Raw genomic sequence first — 21,627 nt, 5'->3', positions numbered from 1 at the left:
CGGCGACTAGCCGAGGTGAGCGAAGCTAGGTTGAGTTGGGCGCAGTTTTCACCCCTATTCGCATCGATAAAAAATAACAAAGCGTTTAAACTTTGTCATAATTTCGTAGTATCTATGCAAATAAGGGGTAAGGCGTTTTACTAGCGTCGGATCGCTTGTAGTGTATCGTAGTAACGCCCCTTCCGTCCCTGCACTTTCGCACACACTATCTCATATCCATACGTCCCAATATGCGCCCAATCTTACGATTAAGCCCGATAATACACCCTGTTCCTTAGAACAACGTATTGCCACTCCTTGCCGTTAATGGTCGCAATCACCTAGCCTATACGCATGCGGAAGGGGATACATGTTGGTTGTATAGCGCTGATTTATTTGCGTCGGCTCTCGCTCACCTTTTACGTTTTTTAAGCGGTACGGCTTCCGCTTTTTGACTTACCGCATCAGTACCTAAAAAAGACATTACTAAAGACGCCTTGCAATCTTCGAATTTTTTCGATAGAATGCAAAGTAGATGGTCGGACTGATACGGCTTGTCCGTTATTTAGTTTCGATATGTATAGTTTTGAGTCTCCAATGGCGGTTGGAGGCTTTTTTCGTTGTTATACTCCGTAGTCGTTCTTGGCGGCTACTTTCTCGTATTGTTCTTTTACTGCTTCGTCGTTTAAACGAACATATCGCATAGTTGTTGTAATGTCCGCATGCCCCATAATTCGCATTAGTGCGTTAACACTTCCACCATTTCGCAAAAAGTTCGTAGCAAAAGTATGACGCAAACTATGCGGTGATGGACGGCATTCTTTTGAAAGCCCCGCTAACTGCCCATAGCGATACATACGCTTACGCAACAAATCATTATCTATCGAATTTCCATCTTGCGTAAGAAAAACATTTGTAGTGCCTTCGAAATACTCCCGACTTTCATCGATAAGCATTCGTAGCTCTTCCGCAATTTTCTTTGTCATAGGAACGGCTCTAGTTTTTCGATTCTTATTCTTAGCCCCTGATAACATAATCGTAAGGTTATCAAAATCTAAATCATTAGCTTCTAACTGATTAACCTCATTCACACGTAGACCACAATGTAACATAAGCAACATAGCACAGTAATCTCTATAACCTGCGTAGGTAGTCTTATCTACAACACGAAAGAGACGCTTGATTTGATTATTATTTAGCGTAAAGATCGGTGCCTCATCAGTACGCAATTTCACGAAGTCCACTGCAGGATTACTTTTGATATATCCCTGTTCATGTAGTCGCTTAAAAACCGATTTCAATGCTGATATGCGAATATTTATAGTAGCGGGAGCTAATTCCCGACTAAGTAATTTATTAATATACATTTGCACGTGCTTCGCGGTAATAATCTCAACCTTTTCGATGTTTAACTCTCGCATAAAATAATGAAAAAGCTTTGTGTAATCATCGATGGTACGCTTTCTGAACCCTTCCGCTTGAAAAGCCTGCGTAACAATTCTTATCACCGTTTCTGTGCTTAATTCTTCGGTAGTATCGATAAAATCAACTATTTCTCTTCGTCTTTTTACAACTCGTCTGTTTTTTAACATAATAAAAAAGAGCCCCCTATCTGAATTTTTTCAGACGGAAGCTCTCCGTAAATATATTTTCATTATTCTCATTTAACAGTCCGTAGCATGTCCTAACTATGCGACACTAACTCGCTAATGCCTTCGTAGGACAATTGCGGTTTGTTCTCGCTCAAGTTAAGCGTTAAAAACAATACCAAACGGCTTTATATAGCGCCTAACCCTCGATTAGCTTCCTTATCCATACCAGACGTGGTACCGGAAACCACCGCTCTATCCGACTGAGCTATGGGCGCATGATTATAGAAAACACTTCATTTTCTTCTCATAATAATAGCAATAAAATCCATCTAAATCAATAAAAATATCCCCGTAATACCTTATGCATCTTAGCTAAAAGCATATAAAATCCATTCCACCCCTAAATTTTCCAATCATAAATTCTCCCCAACTCACAAATTATAATCTTTGAATTGATATTCCAAAGGGGGCTTCATTCAATGACTGTAATTACAAAATTAAAGCAGACTGTTTCTGGATTAAAAAGTGCACAAGCTAGCTTAGAGGGATTCGCTCTTGATACGGATAACCAACAAGCTAAGCAACTTTTCCAAACAGCTGCGCAGCAAACACAAACGATTATCGATTCTTTAAACCCACGTGTTGAAGAAGTCCAACAAGAAGAACCACAATACTCACAGCAATAACGAATCAATCTTGCTGTGAAATAGAAAAAGGATGATATGCAGTCATCCTTTTTCTATCACATTACATATTGCAATAGAAATGGAATGATAATTATGCGAAAACTCGGCCTCATAACCGCATTATTTGCACTTCTATTTAGCTCTTTTACCGGATGTGATAATAGTCCTTTAGATAAAAAAGTGAAAGAAGAAGCAAAACGAACGGAGAAAGAAAAAGGCCCAAAGTTAACAAAGACGAGTACGGAATCCTTTAATCAATCTATATCACAAGGAGCGAAGAAAAGAGCTCTCGCTATGGATGAAATTATAAAAAGCACAGCAGTGAATTCAAATTTAGATCTCTACATAGCAGTTACACCTGAGCATCACGAAAGGTTTGGATTAAAGCCGTTGCGCAGCAAACTTCAAAAGCAACTAAGTGATGAGCACCCTACTTTCGATGTTCGTGTCAGTACAGATAAAAAAATCTTTATGTTACTCGAAAAACTCGAAAGAAAAATTAAGGAAAAAGAAGTATCTAAAGATGAAATTAATAAACAATTAAAATTCATTGGTAAAAAAATGGAGTCTAACACTTAACGCTTTTTAAAAGAAAAGGAAGGATTGCAATGTCTAGTAAAGATAAAAACTTAACCCCTGTACAACAGGAGTATAAAAAATTCGAACAAGAACGCGAACCGAAACGACCTGTCTTAAAAAATTGTATAAAAGCCTTTTTCGTCGGTGGTTTTATTTGCTTCATCGGACAACTCATTTCTACTTTTTACATCACATATTTTGATTTCACTGAACGCTCAGCAGGCAATCCAACAGTCGCAACGCTCATTTTCATCTCCATGTTACTAACTGGATTTGGTATATACGATCGTTTTGGACAGTTTGCCGGTGCTGGTACAGCTGTACCTGTTACTGGATTTGGTAATTCTGTTATTGCCGCATGTATTGAGCATCGAACGGAAGGATTTGTCCTTGGCGTTGGTGGCAATATGTTTAAACTAGCTGGTTCTGTTATTTTATTTGGTGTATTTTCCGCTTTCGTCATCGCGCTTATTAAAACTATTCTCGTTCAATGGGGAGGGCTATAAATGTTACAAGGACACCGAACGTGGGTATTTGAAAACAAACCAGTCATTATCTCAACAGGGGTTGTCGGTGGACCATTTGAAGCAAAGGGGAACATCCCAGAAGACTTCGATATCCTTCATGAAGATTTATGGCTCGGACAAGATTCCTATGAAAAAGCACATAAGATTTTATTCGAAGAAGCTTGTAGTCGCGCTACTGAAAAAGCAGAGCTTCGTAAAGATGATATTCAATTCGTACTCGCAGGAGATTTAATTAATCAAATTACTCCAACAAGCTTTGCTTGCCGCACACTTGGGACTCCTTATCTCGGATTATTCGGGGCTTGCTCTACTTCTATGGAAGGTTTAGCACTTGGGGCAAGTATCGTAAATGCAAAAGGTGCAAAATATTTATTAACTGGAGCTTCAAGCCATAATACAGCTGTAGAAAAACAGTTCCGCTACCCTACCGAATACGGTGGACAAAAGCCGCCTACTGCACAGTGGACAGTAACCGGAGCAGGAGCCGCTATTTTAAGCGATACTGGACACGGTCCAAGAGTAACCTCTGCAACAATCGGCCGAGTGGTTGATATGGGATTAACGGATCCGTTTAATATGGGAGGCGCAATGGCTCCAGCTGCAGTTGATACAATTGAAGCCCATTTACGTGAACGTCAAATTGATGCCTCTTACTACGATTTAATCGTAACAGGCGATCTCGGACATGTAGGACGCGAAATTGCTTATGACTTACTACATAAACACGGAACGAAAGTAACGAGCGAACAATTTCAAGATTGCGGAATTATCATTTATAGAGAAGGACAACCTGTCATAGCTGGTGCTAGCGGACCTGGATGTTCCGCAACAGTCGTATACGGTCATTTATTAAACCGAATGAAAAGAGGAGAGTTCAAAAAAATACTTGTCGTTGCGACAGGCGCTTTACTATCTCCACTTACATTCCAACAAGAAGAAACGATTCCGTGTATCGCTCACGCCGTTTCGATTGAATTTGGAGGTGCAACGCAATGATTTTTTTCTGGGCTTTCGTCATTGGCGGACTTATATGTGTAATCGGCCAACTTATGTTTGATGTCGGCAAACTAACACCTGCTCATACAATGGCAACACTCGTTGTTGCTGGAGCTATATTAGATGGATTTAATTTGTATGAGCCATTAATTGATTTCGCTGGAGCCGGGGCAACTGTACCTATTACAAGCTTTGGTAATGCCCTCGTTCATGGCGCAATGGAAGAAGCTGCAAAACATGGCATCGTTGGCGTTATTACCGGCATGTTTAAAGTAACGAGCGCCGGTGTATCAGCGGCTATTATTTTCGGCTTCATTGGAGCATTGTTATTCAAACCGAAAGGATAAGAGGTGTTTATATGACTGTTATCGCTAGCGTAAAAACTTGCCTTGCTAGTGTAAGGGGCGCTCAAGCAAGTTTAAGCTCCCTTTCATTAAATTCACAAGACGAAGAATCAAAACGCGTATTTCATGAATGTATGTTAGAAATGGACAGCGTCATCGCTGATTTAAAGGATAGAATTTCAGTATTAGAACGTGAAGAACCTCAATATAAAGGGTTTTAAGTAGACTGGAGGAAACGACTATGTCTCACCTGCCGGAATGGACACTTGTCATTCTTCGCTCTGTATTCATATTAATTATTTTATTCGCTATTACGAAATGGTTAGGCAAAAGACAAATCTCTCAGCTTTCCTTTTTTGAATACATAGCCGGAATGACGATTGGTGACATCGCTGCCCAAGTATCTACAGGGCTCGATTCAAAATTTTTTCACGGCGTCTTTGCGATACTCATTTTCGCTGTGGTACCTTTTTTAACAGGAATCCTCTCTTTAAAGAACAAAACAGCTCGGGACTTCTTTGAAGGGAAATCTACCGTATTAATAAAAGACGGAAAGATACTCGAAGATAACTTAAAGAAAGAAAAATATACGAGTGACGAATTACTGGAACTTCTCCGTGGAAAAAGTGCGTTCAGCGTAGCTGAAGTCGAATTTGCTGTCTTAGAACCGAGCGGAGAATTAAATGTATTATTAAAGAAAGATTCCCAGCCACTTACAGCAAAAGATATCGGTTTAAAAGTACCAAACGAGAAAGAACCACAAACTGTTATTATGGATGGAAATGTACTAGATGAACCTCTTTCAGCAAGCGGACATAACCGCGCTTGGCTACATTCAGAATTAGAAAAACTCGGTGTTGTTATTGAAAATGTCTTCCTCGGTCAAGTGGATTCATACGGACAACTTACTATCGACATTTACAATGACAAACTCCAAATGCCTTCTCCTCAAAACAAACCTTTATTATTAGCATCTTTAAAAAAATGTCATGCTGATCTTGAACTATTTTCCCTAGAAACAAAGTCGAAATCAGCAAGCGAAATGTATAGTAAAAACGCGAAACAAATCGAAAAGATTTTAAATAAAGTAACCTATCTTTTAAAAGACTAATTATCGAAAGAACGCTTCAGTTAAAAGGCGTTCTTTTCTTTTTTCTCCAGTTTTCATAACGTTTAAATTTATGTAATTCGGTTATGATGTTGAAGATACATAAGCAGGGAATTTCGAAAACATAGCGAATATTTCATGGTACAACTACATATTTTTTTGATTTAAAGTGGTTTCGTTTGACCTTTATTGACCATAATTGTATTATAAGACTAAGAAAGCTTTATAAGGAGGAAATAACAGATGAATTTAATTCCTACAGTAATTGAACAAACAAATCGTGGAGAACGCGCTTACGATATTTACTCTCGACTATTAAAAGACCGCATCATTATGCTTGGTAGTGCAATTGATGACAACGTAGCTAACTCAATCGTTTCCCAGCTTTTATTCTTGGAATCTCAAGATCCAGAAAAAGATATTCACATCTACATCAACAGCCCTGGTGGTTCTATCACAGCAGGTATGGCAATCTATGATACAATGCAGTTTATTAAGCCACAAGTATCAACAATCTGTATCGGTATGGCAGCATCTATGGGTGCATTCTTACTTGCAGCAGGTGAAAAAGGAAAACGTTATGCACTTCCAAACAGTGAAGTAATGATTCACCAACCACTTGGCGGAGCACAAGGTCAAGCGACTGAAATCGAAATCGCTGCAAAACGTATCCTATTCTTACGTGAAAAACTAAACCAAATTCTTGCTGACCGCACTGGTCAACCACTTGAAGTACTACAACGCGACACAGACCGCGACAACTTCATGACAGCAGAAAAAGCTTTAGAATACGGTTTAATCGATAAAATCTTTACAAATCGTTAATTAATTTAAAGCGAAAGCGGCTCGTTTAGAATCGCAGGGCGATGGAGCACCTGATTCCGAGGCGCTTTTTGCCTCGAATGAAGGGGCGAAACAACCGGAGATTCTAGCCGCTGAAGCTAGATACATAAAAAAGCGCCCTATTACAGGGCGCTTTTTTATTATCATGCACCTCCGTCTGGATACCCACCCTGGTATTTACCTAAATATATCAGCGATTTTTCAAATATATCGACCGTAACTCCGATTATATCGGCGATTATTTTAATATATCGACGTTTCGACACCACTTATCGACTTACCGACAATCCTCGACAAGCACATTCTCCTTAAATACCCCTCCCCGCTAATTCGTACAGACAACAAAACAAAAAAGCTATCGCATATACGCGATAGCTTTTTATTGTACATATGCAGCTAATGCTTCTAAAGCCTCTTCTGCATCTGAACCTTCTGTTGTAATTGTTATCATGCTTCCAGTTCCAATTGCTAAGCTCATAATCCCCATTATGCTCTTTGCATTTACTGTCTTTCCATCTTTCTCGATGAAGATATCTGCATGAAAGCGATTTGCCTCTTGTACAAACAACGCAGCCGGACGTGCTTGTAAACCGTTTTTTAATGAAACCTGAACTCTTTTTTGAACCACAGCTCCATTTCCCCTTTAACCTCTTATTTTTTTGCTACCGTTTCCCCCGCGCGTAATTTCTCTGCAATTTCATCGATTTTACGCAAACGATGATTAATACCCGACTTACTAATCTTCCCCCCGGATACCATCTCACCTAACTCTTTCAATGTTACATCTTGATAATCTCTTCGTAATTGTGCAATCTCTTGTAGTTTATCCGGCAATATATCAAGACCAACTGTCTCATCAATGTAACGAATATTTTCAATCTGCCTTAGTGCTGCACCAATTGTTTTATTTAAATTAGCTGTTTCGCAGTTCACTAAACGATTTACAGAATTACGCATATCACGTACGATTCGAATATCTTCAAATCTTAAAAGTGCATTATGAGCACCTATAATATTTAAAAACTCTGTAATTTTTTCTGCTTCTTTCAAATACGTAATGTACCCTTTTCTTCTCTCCAGCGTCTTACTATTTAAATCAAATCCGTTCATCAGTTCACATATAGCATCATTATGTTCCTTATATAACGAAAAGATTTCTAAATGATAAGATGATGTTTCTGGGTTATTTACTGAACCACCTGCTAAAAATGCTCCGCGTAAATACGATCGTTTACAACATTTCTTCTCAATCAATTCTTGTGATATATTTCGAATAAATGAAAAGTCATCTCGAACGATATGAAGATCAGCTAATATTTCACGAGACTTCTCAACAAGCCGCACAATATATACATTATTTTTCTTCAAGCGCATTTTTTTACGAACAAGCAATTCTACCGTCACGTCATATCCTTTTTTCAAAAGCGTATAAATCCTTCTTGCAATTGCCGCATTTTCCGTTTGAATATCGATAGATAGACGACGGTTTGAAAAAGAAAGCGACCCGTTCATTCGAAGTAGCGCTGATAATTCTGCTTTCTCACAGCATTCCTTCATCTCAAGATTCGTCAACTCTTTCTTTGTTTCTGATGCAAATGACACAGTCAACACCTCCTTATACGATTATTGCGGAACAAAATTCTTGTCCTATATGAATGAGGAGCGCTACCTCAAACGAGGCAACGCATATTTATAACAATGAATATAAAATCGAAGCTAACTTTAACGTATCATGCCTTACAACATGATCATCATACTTCGCTAATCCCTCTTGAATAACATCAATATTATTTTCAACAAAACGTTCTTCATCCACTACAACTGGTGTAGACATTTCTTCATCATATAACTTACGTAATTCACAAGGAATCTCACGGTTATTTACAATTGCAGTATTGATAAATGGTTGCCCTAAATGATCGTGTAACGCCTGCACATGATCAAAAGCAGTATATCCCATCGTTTCACCCGCTTGTGTCATAACGTTACATACATATACCTTCTTCGCCTTTGCAGCAAGAACAGCGTCTCCAATTTTGTTAACAACTAAATTGGGTAATATACTCGTATACAAACTTCCTGGGCCGAAAACAAGTAAATCAGCTCGTTTAATCTCAGCCAACGTTTCATGCAATGGCTCTACATCTTCTGGAGTCAAAAAGACGCGATTAATCTTCTTTCCGTAATAAGGAATCTTTGATTCACCTGTTACAATTTCTCCATCTTCAAGTTCCGCATGAAGTACCGCACTTTGATTCGCTGCTGGTAATACACGTCCTCTGACATTTAATACTTTACTTGTTTCTGTAATTGCATGGAAAAAGTCGCCTGTAATCGAGGTCATACCTGCCAACAATAGATTTCCTAACGCATGACCTTTCAGTCCGTCTCCTGTTGTGAAACGGTGCTGAAATAAAGCTTCCACCAGTGGCTCTACATCCGATAACGCAACAAGTACGTTACGGATGTCACCTGGAGGTGGAATTTCTAGCTCATCACGTAATCTACCCGAACTACCACCATCATCAGCGATTGTAACAACTGCTGTAATATCAACAGGATATTGCTTTAATCCTCTTAATAAAACAGAGAGTCCAGTTCCGCCTCCCATGATGACAATTTTAGGCTTTCTCTCTTTTTTCATCCCTTAATGGCCCTTTCTCTTCTCCACATCACGATGAGATACATGAACACTATACTCTGGTTTCAAATGTTTCCCAAGGTATTCTGTAAGCGTAACAGAACGATGCTGTCCACCTGTACATCCAATTGCAATTACAAGTTGACTTTTGCCTTCTCTTTTATAATGAGGCAGCATGAAAGTAATCAGATCCGTCAACTTCTCTAAAAACTTATGTGTCTCATTAAATTTCAGTACATACGAAGAAACTTCTTCATCTAGTCCTGTTAATGGCTTCATGTGTGGAATGTAATATGGATTTGGTAAAAAACGAACATCAAATACTAAATCTGCATCAATTGGAATACCGTACTTAAATCCAAATGACATAACATTTACACGAAATGCTTGCTCAGTTTCTGTTGAGAACAAGTGAACAATTTTTTCACGTAATTCTTTTGGTTTTAAATCCGATGTATCAAGCACAATATTCGCTCGTGCCTTCATATCTGTTAATAAATTGCGCTCTGCTTCGATTCCCTTTAATGGCAAACCAGTTGGTGCAAGTGGATGCGAACGTCTCGTTTCTTTATAACGAGTTACAAGCGTACTATCTTTCGCATCTAAAAATAAAATATGAGGAATAATCCATGTACGTTCTGATAAATCATCAAGTGCTCCCCATAAATGTTCGAAAAACTCGCGGCCACGTAAATCAATACCAAGTGCCACTTTATTCATTTTCCCTTTTGAATCCGCCATAAGCTCAATAAACTTTGGCAATAACATCGGTGGTAAATTATCTACACAAAAATATCCTAAATCTTCAAAACTTTGTAAAGCTACTGTTTTTCCAGCTCCAGACATCCCTGTAATAATTACCATTTTTATATCATTATTCTCTGTCATCGTATCCTCTCCTTGACGGTTTAACTCGGATCTAATCGATATGAAAGCAACTCAAAATCTGGGGTATATACAAATGTACCGTAGATTATGCCATTTCCTTTAATTAAATAATCAATAATGTGATAATCTCCTGGCGCCATTGCTAAATCATCAATTTTATCAAATGTATGCCAACCAATGATGCCTTCTTCGCTCTCTAGTTTGTTTTCTCCTGCAAAATCTGTCGCTAAAAAGGAGAACATCATCCATTCAGAAACAACTTTATCACCTTCTTGGATGACAAAGGTGAAGACCCCCTTTAACGCTGGATTTTTCAAATAAATACCTGTTTCTTCGCGATATTCGCGAACAACGGAATCTCTTACAGTCTCACCACGCTCCATTTTCCCGCCTGGTGCAACCCACCAATTTCGGCGAGGTTTTTGGAGTAAGAGTACTTCATTATCTCTAATTAACACACAGTTTGTCACTCTTTGCATGTTTCTTCACCTCAGCTACTTGCAGTAAAATTCCTCACTGCATACTTCTTTCATTATACTATCAAAAACAGTTTGCTACAACGAAGGAGCCAGTCCTCTTTCGCTAAGCATATGCTACTCAGCAATTTTAAAAAGCTTTCTATAACAAGCAATGTAAATGCTTATACTTTTAATGAATAGCATGAAAAATCCCCTTAACGATTTTTATCGCCAAGGGGATTAAAGCCCTTATTTCTTACCGAAATAAGTAACAATCGCAAATCCTAAAATAAAGGTAATGATTGAACTTATAATTGAAAATCCACCAGTCGGAATCCCTGGGAATACAATTACAATCGAACCGATTACAAGTCCAATAATTGCCGCAAATGTCATACTTTTATAACGATCTAATAAAAAACTAATACCTTTACTACTTACAACAAATCCAACCATAACACCAGCACCGATAACCACGATTAAAGGTAAGTTAAGTGTAGTTAAAGCGTTAATTGCTGTTGGATACACACCAATAATTAATAAAATAAACGATCCACTAATCCCAGGAAGCAGCATGGCCATACTAGCCATCCATCCTGCGAAAAATAAACCAATTGCATTTAAAATTGTTAACGTCGTAATCGGATCTGCTGCCTTATCTGGTTTAAAGAAAGCTGTAATCGCAACAAGAATTGCTGCAACTATTAATAAAACGATGTGCTTACCTTTAAACGACGACTTTGCATCAGCTTCCCTCATTAACATCGGTAATATACTAATAATTAAACCGAGGAAGAAAAATTGAGTCGGTTCATAATGATTTGCAAGTAAATATTTAATAACGTGACTTAACGTTAAAAATGCAGCTGCCACACCAGCTGCAAGGGGAATTAAAAATCCTAAATGTTTTTTCCATTCACGACTAAAGAATCCACTAATTTCCGCAAGCAATTGTTCATAAATCCCTAACACAACAGCGATTGTACCGCCGCTCACACCAGGAATTAAATCACTAACGCCCATACAAAATCCACGATATATATTACGCCATTCCATACTGAATAAATTCCTCATTTCTTATAGTGATTTTTTCCGTAAAGTCCAGTATATCAATAAGAAAGCTTATAATCCTTATATTTTTTGACAAAACTTTGACATTTTCACACAAAAAAAGAAGAAAGCTCCTGTCGGTAGCTTTCTTCTCAAAAGGTATATTATCCCTTATTTTTCTGATACAGTTTTTAATTCCTCTAATAATTCTTCTACGTAATGTTGTGCACTTTGCGCTGCAATACTACCGTCACCTGTTGCAGTTACAATTTGACGAAGCATTTTTTCACGAACATCACCAGCTGCGAAAATACCAGGGATTTTCGTTTCCATACGCTCGTTCGTTTCAAGGTAACCATTTTCATTTGTAATACCTAGTTCAACAAATGGTTTTGATAAAGGTAACATACCGATGTATACGAATACGCCGTCAGTTTTGACTTCTTTCTCTTCTCCACTATTTACGTCCACAAGTGTTACACTTCCTACTTTACCACTTGCTTCGTTGATTTCTTTTATAGTGTGATTCCAAATGAAATCTACTTTTTCGTTTTGGAAAGCACGGTCTTGTAAAATTTTCTGTGCACGAAGCGTGTCACGACGGTGAACGATCGTTACTTTTGATGCGAAGCGTGTTAAGAACACACCCTCTTCAACAGCAGAATCTCCGCCACCAATTACGATAAGCTCTTTTCCTTTAAAGAATGCTCCGTCACATACTGCACAATATGATACACCGCGGCCGCCAAGTTCTGTTTCACCCGGTACACCAATTTTTTTATACTCTGCACCGCTTGCAACGATAATTGCACGTGCTTTATATTCTTTTTTACCAGCAATAATTGTTTTGTATTCTTTACCATCGATGACTTCTTTCACATCACCGTATGCATATTCAGCACCAAATTTCTTCGCATGCTCAAACATTTTATTTGATAAATCTGGTCCTAAAATAGACTCATAACCTGGGTAGTTTTCTACATCTTCCGTGTTTGCCATTTGGCCACCTGGAATACCACGCTCAAGCATTAATGTGCTTAAATTTGCACGAGATGTATATACTGCAGCTGTCATACCAGCTGGTCCTGCACCAATAATAACGACATCATAAATTTTTTCTTCTGACACACTATTCACTCCTATCCATTCCTACACAATTAAGTTACCCTCATTATACTGTTAGCATCATTTTTTTCCCAATGATTTGCTTATCTTATGTGTGCGTACGCTTAACAGCTTGCACATACTTTCGGACAGTCGCTACAGATACATTATATACATCTCCAAGCTCCGACTGTGTCATTTTATTTCCTTGTTCGCCGCGTACAATGTATTCAATCGCAGCTGACCAGCCGTACACATTTGTAAATATGTCTCCAGATGTATATAAACGTATGAACGTACAAAACCAAAAGTGTAAACACTCTTCAATTAATTCATCATCTTTTTTCGTATAATTGTATAATGCATCCGCAATTCTCGCGCACTGCTCAAATTGCTGTAAATCAGCTGGAATACTCTTATGACTATTAAGTAAAAAGAAGTACTTTGCAAGTTGCGATACGATGGGAACACCGTTCTTCGCTTGCGTTATATCAAAGAAGAATCCAACCTTCTCCGGCGTTGACAATTCATTCATTAAATATAAAGCTAGCATTTGTTCTTCTAGCGTCGCACTTTGCTGAAATGATTTTCGTAATTCTTCAAATAACACGTTTTGCCCTTCATCTGCTAAATTCAGCGCATTCCACGGTTCTTTTCCCTTTTTATCAGGATGTAATTCCACGACATATTGCCACATTTTTTCAGCTAGTTGCTGGTCTTTCACCATATACGCAGAATATGCAAACCAATAATAAAAACTAACGTCTCCCTCATATCCTTGACGCTTTAATAGTTTGAACCACTTATATGCATGCTCGAAATAACCAATTGTTGCGAGTGTAGTTCCCAGTTTCAAACGATGTTCAAATGAAATCGGATATACCGAAACTAGCTGTCCCGCTAATGCCTCTACTTGTTTATGCTCTCCAATTGAATATAGAAAAATAAGCGTATTACAAAGCGCATGTATATTACCAGGGTTTTTCTCTAAAATCATTTCTGTTAACTTCAGTGCTTTGTCTACATTACCAGATTGAAAATGTGCAATGGCTAAATTATTATGACCTGACCAAAATTCCGGATAATCTTTCGTAACAATTTCTAATGTAGCAATTGCTTCTTCCAATTGTCCATTACGAATATAGCGATTCGCTTCTTCCTGCATAACAATTAAATCATCTTCATCTTCAATCTCTTCCGCACCCATTGCTTCTTCTTCCATAATCTCAAGAAGTTCTAATGTATCTTCTACGAATTCCTTCTCTTTTGCAACTTCTAAATAACGATCTGCATATTTCTTAGCCTGTTGAAATAACCCCATATATGCATAATTATTTGCAATAAAATAATAGCACTGTTCAAGTTCTGGATTAGATCTAACTAACTTTAAGAAGATTTGATTCGATTCTTGATATTCACCAGCCTCAGATAATACTGATGCTAATTGACATAAAATAAACGGCTCCTTCTCACTTTGTGCCGCTCTTCGAAAATATTTAATTGCATCTTGCAATTTTTGTCCTTTGTAAGCTCTCATCCCTTTTTTATAAAAGAAGTCCGCTAATTGATTAAAAGAGATAACTTGTCCGTTCTCCTTATATATCCTTTGATTTTTCCCCATATATCCTCCAGTTTTTTGTTTTCTTCGTTCACACATTCTTCTATCTATAAGTATAAACGATTCCGTAAAAAACAAAACAGTATATTATACTCAATTATTTCCTTTTTATTCATAAAAAAAGAGGAGAAATGTTACATTTTCACCATGAACCTTCTCTTGCGGTCATTTGCTCTTTCGTATAAATAATACGCATTGGATTTCCACCTACGAAAGCACCGCTCGGTACATCTCTATGAACAAGTGTGCCAGCTGAGACAGTCGCACCGTCTCCAATTTTCACACCTGGTAATATTGTTACATTCGCTCCAATCATTACTTCATTTCCAATGACGATTTCGCCAAGTCGATATTCACGAATTAAATATTCATGTGCTAAAAGCGTTGTGTTATAGCCAATAATCGAATTCTCTCCCACAGTTATCTTTTCTGGGAACATAATATCCGGCATTACCATAAGCGCAAATGATGTTTTCTTTCCTACTTTCATCCGTAAAAAAGTGCGGTACAACCAATTTTTTACGGATAAAAATGGCGTGTAACGCGCAATTTGGATAATAATAAAGTTTTTCATTACCTTCCAAAAAGATACTGTTTTATACACATTCCATAACGAATTTTCTCCTGAAACAGGATAGCGCGTTGTCCGTCGCACTTAGCTCGCTCCTCTACTAACTTACTTGAACCTTTATGAACGGTTCATATTAGACAAAATCGGTAGCAAATCACTCATTTTATCTAGCATAAAGTCCGGCTTGTAAGCCTCCAAATACGCTCTACCTTTCAACGTCCATGAAACCGCAGCTGTTTTCGTCCCCGCATTTTGACCACCGACAATATCATGATGATTATCCCCAACCATCAATGCCTCTTCTGGTTTTGCATCTAATAATTCAAGCGCTTTTTGAAGTGGCTCCGGATGTGGTTTCACATGCTCTACATCATCAATTGTCACGACAACATCAAAAAATTCATCAAGCTTTGACAACTGTAATCCCATCTCAACGGTTTGTCTCGCTTTCGTTGTAACAATACCAACTTTATAACCTTGCTTCTTCAACTCTCGAACTGTTTCATATACAGTTTCATATTCTTCTACTAATTCATCATGATGATCATGGTTAAATTTGCGATAGCTAGTAATCATCTCTTCAACCTTACTTTCATCAATCTTGCTGAAAGTATCATGCAAAGATGGACCGATAAATGGCAACACATCTTCACGCTTATATTGATTTGGATAATATGTATTTAAAGTATGTAAAAACGAAGAAATAATAAGTTCATTTGTATTAATTAAAGTTCCATCTAAATCAAATAACACGGTATTTATTCTCATCGCCTTAGTCCTTTCGCCTTCCTGAATATGAAAGAAGCAGCATCTTATAATAAGATGCTACTTGTCTCTAATTTTCTAAATATCTTTTATCAGCTTGCCCCATTTTTCGTCTCACAATAATGAAAATAATAGAAATAACAACAAGTCCAATTGACATTACTTGTGCAATACGAAGTGGTCCTAGCATTAAACTATCTGTACGTAAGCCTTCTACGAAGAAGCGTCCTACTGAATACCAAATTAAATATGTGAAGAATAACTCCCCGCGACGTAAATTCACTTTTCTTAATGCAAGTAGTAAAATTACACCTGCAAAATTCCATAATGATTCATATAAAAACGTCGGATGATAGTACACACCCTCAATATACATTTGATTAATAATGAAATCCGGTAAATGAAGACCTTCTAAAAACTGTCTCGTTACTTCATCACCATGCGCCTCTTGGTTCATAAAGTTTCCCCATCGGCCAATTGCTTGTCCTAGTAAAATACTTGGTGCAGCAATATCAGCCAACTTCCAGAAGGAAACCCCGCGTCGCTTCGCAAAAAGAATTCCGGTAATAACAGCTCCGATTAAACCACCATGAATCGCCAAACCACCTTGACGAATATTAATAATTTGACTCGGATTTTGTGCGTAATATTCCCATTCAAAAATAACATAGTACATTCTCGCAAAAAGAATAGCGATCGGTACTGCAATTAATACAAGGTCAACAAATGTATCTTTTGGAATACCTAGCCTTTCTCCCTCGCGAGTTGCCAGCCAAAGACCTAATAGCACACCTGTACCGATAATAATCCCGTACCAATACACAGGAAACGGCCCAAGTTGGATAGCTACACGGTCAAGCTGTGGTACAGAAGCTAACAGCATATGTATATGACCTCCCTCTCCAAAGTTTACTCCTGATTTCCTAACTCAATTGCACTCATTAATCGTTCAGAGAACTGCTGTGCTGCATTGACTCCCATACGTTTCAAACGGAAGTTCATCGCTGCTACTTCAATAATAACAGCCAAGTTTCGACCAGGACGAACTGGAAGTGTAATCTTCGTAAGTTCTGTATCAATAATTTTCATCTTCTCTTCATCAAGACCTAAGCGATCGTAATTTTTCTTTTGATCCCAAATTTCAAGATTAATAACAAGTGTAATACGCTTATAATTTCGCACTGCCCCTGCACCGAATAACGTCATAACGTTAATAATGCCTAGACCACGAATTTCTAATAAATGCTCAATTAAATCTGGTGAACTTCCGACTAACATGTCTTCATCTTCTTGACGAATTTCTACACTATCATCCGCAACAAGACGGTGACCACGCTTTACAAGCTCAAGAGCTGTCTCACTTTTACCAACACCACTTTGACCTGTAATTAAAACACCAACGCCGTAAATATCTACTAACACACCATGAACAGCTGTTGTTGGTGCTAACTTACCTTCTAAATAGTTTGTTAAACGACTTGATAATCTCGTTGTCGTTTGAGAAGAACGTAATAAAGGCATACCTGATTCACGTGATGCTTGTAATAACTCATCTGGTACATCTTGATTGCGAGTTACAATAATACATGGCGTCTCCTCAGTACAAAGCGCTTTCATTCTCTCTTGTTTTTGCTCTGACGTTAACGTGTCAAAGAAAGTAAGCTCCGTTTTACCAAGAAGCTGCACACGATCTGCTGGATAGTATGTAAAAAATCCTGCCATTTCAATTCCAGGTCGTGATAAATCACTTGTATCAATTGGACGATGAATACCTTCTTCACCACTAATTAACTCCAATTGAAATTGTTCAATTAAATCTTTTGTCCTTACTTTCGGCATATGTATAAACCTCCACTCCGCTGCGGGTTCAGTCTCGTTTGATGTGAAATTCCATTCTATCGGATATTGTACCATTTTTTTCTGAAAACAAGAAATACGGTTTCTAATAAATAGAAAAAAACATTTCATACGAATAATGAAATGTTTTTCTTTTTGTCACTTTCTCTTTTTTTCATATAGAGGCTCAACAATTGCCTTTTCAATTATCATATTAAAAATTGAAATACAAATTGCCGCAACAATCGCTACACCAAATCCTGATATATTAAAAGCATCTCCTAATAATGAATCTGCTATTTTTAACGTAATCGCATTAATAACAATTAAGAAGAAGCCGAAAGTTACAACAGTAATTGGTAGCGTAATTAAAATTAAAAATGGCTTTACGAACACATTTAAAACCGCCAATATAATACTCGCAATAATTGCAGTTTGTATATTTGCTACGTAAAATGCATCTGGTGCAATCCCTTTTAAAAGTCCCGATACAGCGATTAACACAACGCTATTTACAAGAAGTGATACAATCCATCTCATTTCGTTACACATCCTTTTAAACATATATATTTCATCATACGCTAATAGATAAGAAACGCAAGTATGATACGAACACTTATATCAACTTATTCTATCTTTCATGCTTGTATACCTACTAACATTTCTTAGTAAAATAAGGGCCGCACCATCTATGTTCATGAGTTTTTACAAAAGTCCAAGTGAACTCCTTATCTACAATATAGATATCACCTTTATACATATCGTCCCTCTCACACAATATATCATCCATATGTAACAAACTCGCATCCTTTATTAACAGTACCTCATCACAGTGTTGGTAGAAAATGTAGCAATCCTTTTTCACTTCATTATGAAACGCGTTCTTTGCTTCTTTACCCTCTAAACACTTCTTTTTCTCATAACTAAATATGTGCCAAAGATACCCACATCCATACTTATCTCCATAAAGAAAAATGTCTTCTTTTTCTTCATCACTTAAATGATTTGCAAAGTGATCCTCCCAGCGCTTTCGAAAATATACACCCCAACTTCGAAACTCTCTTACTTTCATATTTTTCTTCCTTAACACCTCTAAAAACTTCATCTTCTCCCCCTATACAATAAAAACCGAGCGTCATTTCCACCCGGTTTTCATCAATAAACTTATTGCGATAATTCTACTTCTTTTATTTTCTCTTTCATTCTTGCTTTATCACGATTTAAAATCTCTTTTAAATATTTACCTGTGTACGAGCGCTCTTCTTTCACTACTTGCTCTGGCGTTCCGGAAGCAACGATTTGTCCACCTTTATCTCCACCCTCTGGTCCAAGGTCAACTATATAATCAGCTGTTTTTATCACATCTAAATTATGTTCAATTACAAGTACCGTCTCACCGCTCTCAACAAGACGTTGCAGCACTTCTAGAAGACGTGCAATATCATGCGCATGCAAACCAGTCGTTGGTTCATCTAAAATGTATAACGTACGTCCTGTAGAACGACGGTGTAATTCAGAGGCTAATTTCACACGCTGTGCTTCCCCACCAGATAATGTTGTTGCTGGTTGACCTAATTTCATATAACCAAGCCCAACGTCTACAAGCGTTTGAAGTTTACGCTTAATTTTTGGGATATTAGCGAAGAACTCTACTCCATCTTCAATTGTCATCCCTAACACTTCAGAAATATTCTTATCTTTATATTTCACTTCTAACGTTTCACGGTTGTAACGTTTACCATGACAAACTTCACACGGAACGTATACGTCTGGTAAGAAGTGCATTTCGATTTTAATAATTCCATCACCACGGCACGCTTCACAACGTCCACCTTTTACATTAAAGCTGAAACGTCCTTTTTGATATCCGCGCACTTTCGCTTCATTCGTTTGTGCAAACACATCACGAATATCATCGAATACACCTGTATACGTCGCTGGATTAGAACGTGGTGTACGACCGATTGGTGATTGATCAATATCAATTACCTTATCTAAATGTTCAAGACCTTTAATCTCTTTATGAGTACCTGGCTTCGCTTTCGCTTTATATAACTTTTGAGCTAGCGATTTATATAGTACTTCATTAATCATCGTACTTTTACCAGAACCAGATACCCCTGTTACCGCTACAAACGTACCAAGCGGGAATGACATTTTCGCATTCTTTAAGTTATTCTCTTTTGCGCCGACAATCTCTACTTTACGTCCATCACCTTTACGTCTTTCAAGTGGAACTGGAATAAACTCTTTACCGCTTAAATACTTCCCTGTTAATGAATTATCATCTTGCATAACTTCAGCCGGCGTCCCTGCTGAAACGACCTGTCCACCGTGAATACCTGCACCAGGCCCTATATCAAGTAAATAGTCAGCAGCCATCATCGTATCTTCATCATGTTCAACAACAATTAACGTATTACCTAAATCGCGCATTTCTTGCAATGTACGAATAAGACGATCGTTATCACGCTGGTGTAAACCAATTGAAGGTTCATCAAGAATATAAAGTACGCCAGTTAGACGAGAACCAATTTGCGTCGCTAAACGAATACGCTGCGCCTCACCACCTGATAAAGTTCCTGCGGCACGACTTAACGTTAAATAATCTAAACCAACGTTCACTAAGAACCCAACGCGCTCCTGAATTTCTCTTAAAATTAAATGAGCTATTTTTTGTTGCTTCTCCGTTAGCTCTACATTCGAGAAGAATTCTTGTACTTCTTGAACTGAATACTTCGTTACGTCAGCAATCGTTTTATTGCCAACAAATACAGCTAAGCTCTCAGGCTTTAAGCGTCCACCTTTACACTTCGGACAAGCTTGTTCTGCCATATACTTTTCCATTTGCTCACGAATGTAATCGGAGCTCGTTTCACGATAACGACGTTCAATGTTTGGAATAACACCTTCAAATAAAATCTCATTTTCCTTTACTTGACCAAATTCATTTACATAGCGGAAATAAACCTTCTCTTCCCCGCTTCCGTACAACACTTTATCAAATAAATCTTTCGGTATATTTTTCACAGGCACATCCATATCAACGCCGTAGTGATTACATACAGATTGTAAAAGTTGCGGGTAATATTGTGAACTTGTCGGTTCCCAAGGTGCAATTGCATGTTCATTTAATGATAAATCCCAGTTCGGGATAACAAGCTCTAAATCTACCTCTAGCTTTGAACCAAGTCCATCACAAGAAGGACATGCTCCGAACGGACTATTGAATGAGAACATACGCGGCTCTAATTCTCCGATTGAAAAACCACAATGCGGACAAGCATGATGTTCACTAAATAGAAGTTCCTCTTCTCCCATTACATCAATTAACACTCGGCCTCCGCCAAGCTTTAATGCACTTTCAAGTGAATCAGCAAGACGGCTTGCGATTCCTTCTTTTACAACAATACGGTCAATTACAACTTCAATGGAATGCTTCTTATTTTTATCTAACGTAATATCCTCAGATACATCAAGCATTTCACCATCAACACGTACACGAACATATCCTTGCTTCTTAATATCTTCAAGTACTTTCACATGTGCACCTTTACGCCCAGACACGATAGGAGCTAACACTTGTAATTTCGTACGTTCAGGATATTCAAGAACACGGTCTACCATCTGCTCTACTGTTTGTGATGTAATTTCAATCCCATGATTTGGACAAATTGGCGTACCAATTCGCGCAAATAATAAACGTAAATAATCATAAATCTCCGTTACCGTTCCGACAGTTGAACGTGGATTACGACTCGTCGTTTTTTGATCGATTGAAATCGCTGGTGACAATCCTTCAATCGTGTCCACATCCGGCTTATCCATTTGTCCTAAAAACTGGCGCGCATACGCAGATAATGATTCTACGTATCTGCGCTGCCCTTCTGCATAAATCGTATCAAATGCTAATGATGATTTCCCCGAACCAGACAATCCCGTTACAACGACAAGCTGATTTCTCGGAATGGTTACATCAATATTTTTTAAGTTATGTGCTCTAGCACCTTTTACAACGATAAAATCCTTGCTCTTACTCACT

General features: G+C 37.9%; 24 protein-coding genes. 8 read left to right on the top strand and 16 right to left on the bottom strand.

What is annotated here, in order from left to right; genetic code table 11:
- Positions 1 to 602: 602 nt before the first annotated feature.
- A complete protein-coding gene (locus tag AU379_RS19210; RefSeq protein ID WP_000916954.1) occupies positions 603 to 1,571 on the bottom strand; it encodes a tyrosine-type recombinase/integrase in 969 nt (322 codons plus the stop codon).
- 479 nt (positions 1,572 to 2,050) lie between these two features.
- Between AU379_RS19210 and AU379_RS19205 the strand changes: the two genes are divergently transcribed.
- The 8 genes from AU379_RS19205 (at position 2,051) to clpP (ending at position 6,636) form a co-directional block, all read left to right on the top strand.
- Positions 2,051 to 2,257: a DUF1657 domain-containing protein gene (locus tag AU379_RS19205; RefSeq protein WP_000216166.1), complete on the top strand. Its 207-nt coding sequence runs from the start codon at positions 2,051 to 2,053 to the stop codon at positions 2,255 to 2,257.
- Positions 2,258 to 2,350: 93 nt separating this feature from the next.
- Positions 2,351 to 2,836, top strand: coding sequence for a YhcN/YlaJ family sporulation lipoprotein (locus tag AU379_RS19200; RefSeq protein ID WP_001228546.1), 486 nt, complete (start codon positions 2,351 to 2,353; stop codon positions 2,834 to 2,836).
- Positions 2,837 to 2,865: 29 nt separating this feature from the next.
- On the top strand, positions 2,866 to 3,342 hold the full coding sequence (spoVAC, locus tag AU379_RS19195; RefSeq protein WP_000095399.1) for a stage V sporulation protein AC: 477 nt from the start codon (positions 2,866 to 2,868) through the stop codon (positions 3,340 to 3,342).
- Positions 3,343 to 4,359 carry a stage V sporulation protein AD gene (gene spoVAD / locus AU379_RS19190; protein ID WP_000938972.1) on the top strand — a complete coding sequence of 339 codons (1,017 nt, stop codon included), beginning with the start codon at positions 3,343 to 3,345 and terminating at the stop codon, positions 4,357 to 4,359.
- On the top strand, positions 4,356 to 4,706 hold the full coding sequence (spoVAE, locus tag AU379_RS19185) for a stage V sporulation protein AE (RefSeq protein WP_000575919.1): 351 nt from the start codon (positions 4,356 to 4,358) through the stop codon (positions 4,704 to 4,706). Before spoVAD ends, spoVAE begins: the two co-directional genes overlap by 4 nt.
- 11 nt (positions 4,707 to 4,717) lie before the next feature.
- Complete coding sequence (locus AU379_RS19180; RefSeq protein ID WP_000215909.1) at positions 4,718 to 4,924, top strand: DUF1657 domain-containing protein; 207 nt, start codon at positions 4,718 to 4,720, stop codon at positions 4,922 to 4,924.
- A 20-nt stretch (positions 4,925 to 4,944) separates the two neighbouring features.
- The gene (locus tag AU379_RS19175) at positions 4,945 to 5,814 is read left to right on the top strand and encodes a DUF421 domain-containing protein (RefSeq protein ID WP_000018924.1); all 870 of its coding nucleotides are present in this window, start codon (positions 4,945 to 4,947) and stop codon (positions 5,812 to 5,814) included.
- Positions 5,815 to 6,054: 240 nt separating this feature from the next.
- Positions 6,055 to 6,636 (top strand): ATP-dependent Clp endopeptidase proteolytic subunit ClpP, encoded by a 582-nt coding sequence (gene clpP, locus AU379_RS19170; RefSeq protein ID WP_001049162.1) that lies wholly within the window; start codon positions 6,055 to 6,057, stop codon positions 6,634 to 6,636.
- A 397-nt stretch (positions 6,637 to 7,033) separates the two neighbouring features.
- On the opposite strand, the gene AU379_RS19160 is transcribed toward clpP, so the two are convergent.
- The 15 genes from AU379_RS19160 to uvrA form a co-directional block, all read right to left on the bottom strand.
- Positions 7,034 to 7,282 carry an HPr family phosphocarrier protein gene (locus tag AU379_RS19160; protein ID WP_000250307.1) on the bottom strand — a complete coding sequence of 83 codons (249 nt, stop codon included), beginning with the start codon at positions 7,280 to 7,282 and terminating at the stop codon, positions 7,034 to 7,036.
- A 23-nt stretch (positions 7,283 to 7,305) separates the two neighbouring features.
- Positions 7,306 to 8,256, bottom strand: a complete 951-nt coding sequence (whiA, locus tag AU379_RS19155) for a DNA-binding protein WhiA (RefSeq protein WP_000006560.1) — start codon at positions 8,254 to 8,256, stop codon at positions 7,306 to 7,308.
- An 88-nt stretch (positions 8,257 to 8,344) separates the two neighbouring features.
- Positions 8,345 to 9,298: a YvcK family protein gene (locus AU379_RS19150; protein ID WP_000712186.1), complete on the bottom strand. Its 954-nt coding sequence runs from the start codon at positions 9,296 to 9,298 to the stop codon at positions 8,345 to 8,347.
- A 3-nt stretch (positions 9,299 to 9,301) separates the two neighbouring features.
- Positions 9,302 to 10,183 (bottom strand): RNase adapter RapZ, encoded by an 882-nt coding sequence (rapZ, locus tag AU379_RS19145; protein WP_000138459.1) that lies wholly within the window; start codon positions 10,181 to 10,183, stop codon positions 9,302 to 9,304.
- A gap of 20 nt (positions 10,184 to 10,203) precedes the next feature.
- The gene (locus AU379_RS19140) at positions 10,204 to 10,662 is read right to left on the bottom strand and encodes an 8-oxo-dGTP diphosphatase (protein WP_001190080.1); all 459 of its coding nucleotides are present in this window, start codon (positions 10,660 to 10,662) and stop codon (positions 10,204 to 10,206) included.
- Positions 10,663 to 10,890: 228 nt separating this feature from the next.
- Positions 10,891 to 11,697, bottom strand: a complete 807-nt coding sequence (locus tag AU379_RS19135) for a DUF368 domain-containing protein (protein ID WP_061139632.1) — start codon at positions 11,695 to 11,697, stop codon at positions 10,891 to 10,893.
- A gap of 165 nt (positions 11,698 to 11,862) precedes the next feature.
- Positions 11,863 to 12,819 (bottom strand): thioredoxin-disulfide reductase, encoded by a 957-nt coding sequence (trxB, locus tag AU379_RS19130; RefSeq protein WP_001288078.1) that lies wholly within the window; start codon positions 12,817 to 12,819, stop codon positions 11,863 to 11,865.
- 85 nt (positions 12,820 to 12,904) lie between these two features.
- Positions 12,905 to 14,416, bottom strand: a complete 1,512-nt coding sequence (locus AU379_RS19125) for a tetratricopeptide repeat protein (RefSeq protein ID WP_000517720.1) — start codon at positions 14,414 to 14,416, stop codon at positions 12,905 to 12,907.
- A gap of 139 nt (positions 14,417 to 14,555) precedes the next feature.
- Positions 14,556 to 15,068, bottom strand: coding sequence for a DapH/DapD/GlmU-related protein (locus tag AU379_RS19120; protein ID WP_001255070.1), 513 nt, complete (start codon positions 15,066 to 15,068; stop codon positions 14,556 to 14,558).
- Between the two features lie 33 nt (positions 15,069 to 15,101).
- Positions 15,102 to 15,752, bottom strand: a complete 651-nt coding sequence (ppaX, locus tag AU379_RS19115) for a pyrophosphatase PpaX (protein ID WP_002097946.1) — start codon at positions 15,750 to 15,752, stop codon at positions 15,102 to 15,104.
- A 67-nt stretch (positions 15,753 to 15,819) separates the two neighbouring features.
- Positions 15,820 to 16,632 (bottom strand): prolipoprotein diacylglyceryl transferase, encoded by an 813-nt coding sequence (lgt, locus tag AU379_RS19110; protein WP_000922848.1) that lies wholly within the window; start codon positions 16,630 to 16,632, stop codon positions 15,820 to 15,822.
- A 26-nt stretch (positions 16,633 to 16,658) separates the two neighbouring features.
- Positions 16,659 to 17,588: an HPr(Ser) kinase/phosphatase gene (gene hprK, locus AU379_RS19105; protein WP_001127250.1), complete on the bottom strand. Its 930-nt coding sequence runs from the start codon at positions 17,586 to 17,588 to the stop codon at positions 16,659 to 16,661.
- Between the two features lie 156 nt (positions 17,589 to 17,744).
- Entirely contained in the window at positions 17,745 to 18,125 is a 381-nt protein-coding gene (locus AU379_RS19100) for a phage holin family protein (RefSeq protein WP_001267308.1), read from the bottom strand.
- Between the two features lie 115 nt (positions 18,126 to 18,240).
- Complete coding sequence (locus tag AU379_RS19095) at positions 18,241 to 18,690, bottom strand: DUF4275 family protein (RefSeq protein ID WP_000670208.1); 450 nt, start codon at positions 18,688 to 18,690, stop codon at positions 18,241 to 18,243.
- 59 nt (positions 18,691 to 18,749) lie between these two features.
- Positions 18,750 to 21,626: an excinuclease ABC subunit UvrA gene (gene uvrA, locus AU379_RS19090; RefSeq protein WP_000045583.1), complete on the bottom strand. Its 2,877-nt coding sequence runs from the start codon at positions 21,624 to 21,626 to the stop codon at positions 18,750 to 18,752.
- Between the last annotated feature and the right edge of the window lies 1 nt (position 21,627).

The organism is Bacillus sp. JH7 (assembly GCF_001563515.1).
Classification (GTDB): Bacteria; Bacillota; Bacilli; order Bacillales; family Bacillaceae_G; genus Bacillus_A; species Bacillus_A cereus.
The sequence above is the reverse complement of the archived record's forward strand: the minus strand, read 5'-3'. Positions and strand labels throughout refer to the sequence as shown.

What these genes read in the sequence shown, in the direction of transcription:
- AU379_RS19210 (WP_000916954.1), bottom strand. Translation starts at nt 1,571, where the DNA reads ATGTTAAAAAACAGACGAGTTGTAAAAAGACGAAGAGAAATAGTTGAT.
- AU379_RS19205 (WP_000216166.1), top strand. Translation starts at nt 2,051, where the DNA reads ATGACTGTAATTACAAAATTAAAGCAGACTGTTTCTGGATTAAAAAGT.
- AU379_RS19200 (WP_001228546.1), top strand. Translation starts at nt 2,351, where the DNA reads ATGCGAAAACTCGGCCTCATAACCGCATTATTTGCACTTCTATTTAGC.
- spoVAC (WP_000095399.1), top strand. Translation starts at nt 2,866, where the DNA reads ATGTCTAGTAAAGATAAAAACTTAACCCCTGTACAACAGGAGTATAAA.
- spoVAD (WP_000938972.1), top strand. Translation starts at nt 3,343, where the DNA reads ATGTTACAAGGACACCGAACGTGGGTATTTGAAAACAAACCAGTCATT.
- spoVAE (WP_000575919.1), top strand. Translation starts at nt 4,356, where the DNA reads ATGATTTTTTTCTGGGCTTTCGTCATTGGCGGACTTATATGTGTAATC.
- AU379_RS19180 (WP_000215909.1), top strand. Translation starts at nt 4,718, where the DNA reads ATGACTGTTATCGCTAGCGTAAAAACTTGCCTTGCTAGTGTAAGGGGC.
- AU379_RS19175 (WP_000018924.1), top strand. Translation starts at nt 4,945, where the DNA reads ATGTCTCACCTGCCGGAATGGACACTTGTCATTCTTCGCTCTGTATTC.
- clpP (WP_001049162.1), top strand. Translation starts at nt 6,055, where the DNA reads ATGAATTTAATTCCTACAGTAATTGAACAAACAAATCGTGGAGAACGC.
- AU379_RS19150 (WP_000712186.1), bottom strand. Translation starts at nt 9,298, where the DNA reads ATGAAAAAAGAGAGAAAGCCTAAAATTGTCATCATGGGAGGCGGAACT.
- rapZ (WP_000138459.1), bottom strand. Translation starts at nt 10,183, where the DNA reads ATGACAGAGAATAATGATATAAAAATGGTAATTATTACAGGGATGTCT.
- AU379_RS19140 (WP_001190080.1), bottom strand. Translation starts at nt 10,662, where the DNA reads ATGCAAAGAGTGACAAACTGTGTGTTAATTAGAGATAATGAAGTACTC.
- AU379_RS19135 (WP_061139632.1), bottom strand. Translation starts at nt 11,697, where the DNA reads ATGGAATGGCGTAATATATATCGTGGATTTTGTATGGGCGTTAGTGAT.
- AU379_RS19125 (WP_000517720.1), bottom strand. Translation starts at nt 14,416, where the DNA reads ATGGGGAAAAATCAAAGGATATATAAGGAGAACGGACAAGTTATCTCT.
- ppaX (WP_002097946.1), bottom strand. Translation starts at nt 15,752, where the DNA reads ATGAGAATAAATACCGTGTTATTTGATTTAGATGGAACTTTAATTAAT.
- lgt (WP_000922848.1), bottom strand. Translation starts at nt 16,632, where the DNA reads ATGCTGTTAGCTTCTGTACCACAGCTTGACCGTGTAGCTATCCAACTT.
- hprK (WP_001127250.1), bottom strand. Translation starts at nt 17,588, where the DNA reads ATGCCGAAAGTAAGGACAAAAGATTTAATTGAACAATTTCAATTGGAG.
- AU379_RS19100 (WP_001267308.1), bottom strand. Translation starts at nt 18,125, where the DNA reads ATGAGATGGATTGTATCACTTCTTGTAAATAGCGTTGTGTTAATCGCT.
- AU379_RS19095 (WP_000670208.1), bottom strand. Translation starts at nt 18,690, where the DNA reads ATGAAGTTTTTAGAGGTGTTAAGGAAGAAAAATATGAAAGTAAGAGAG.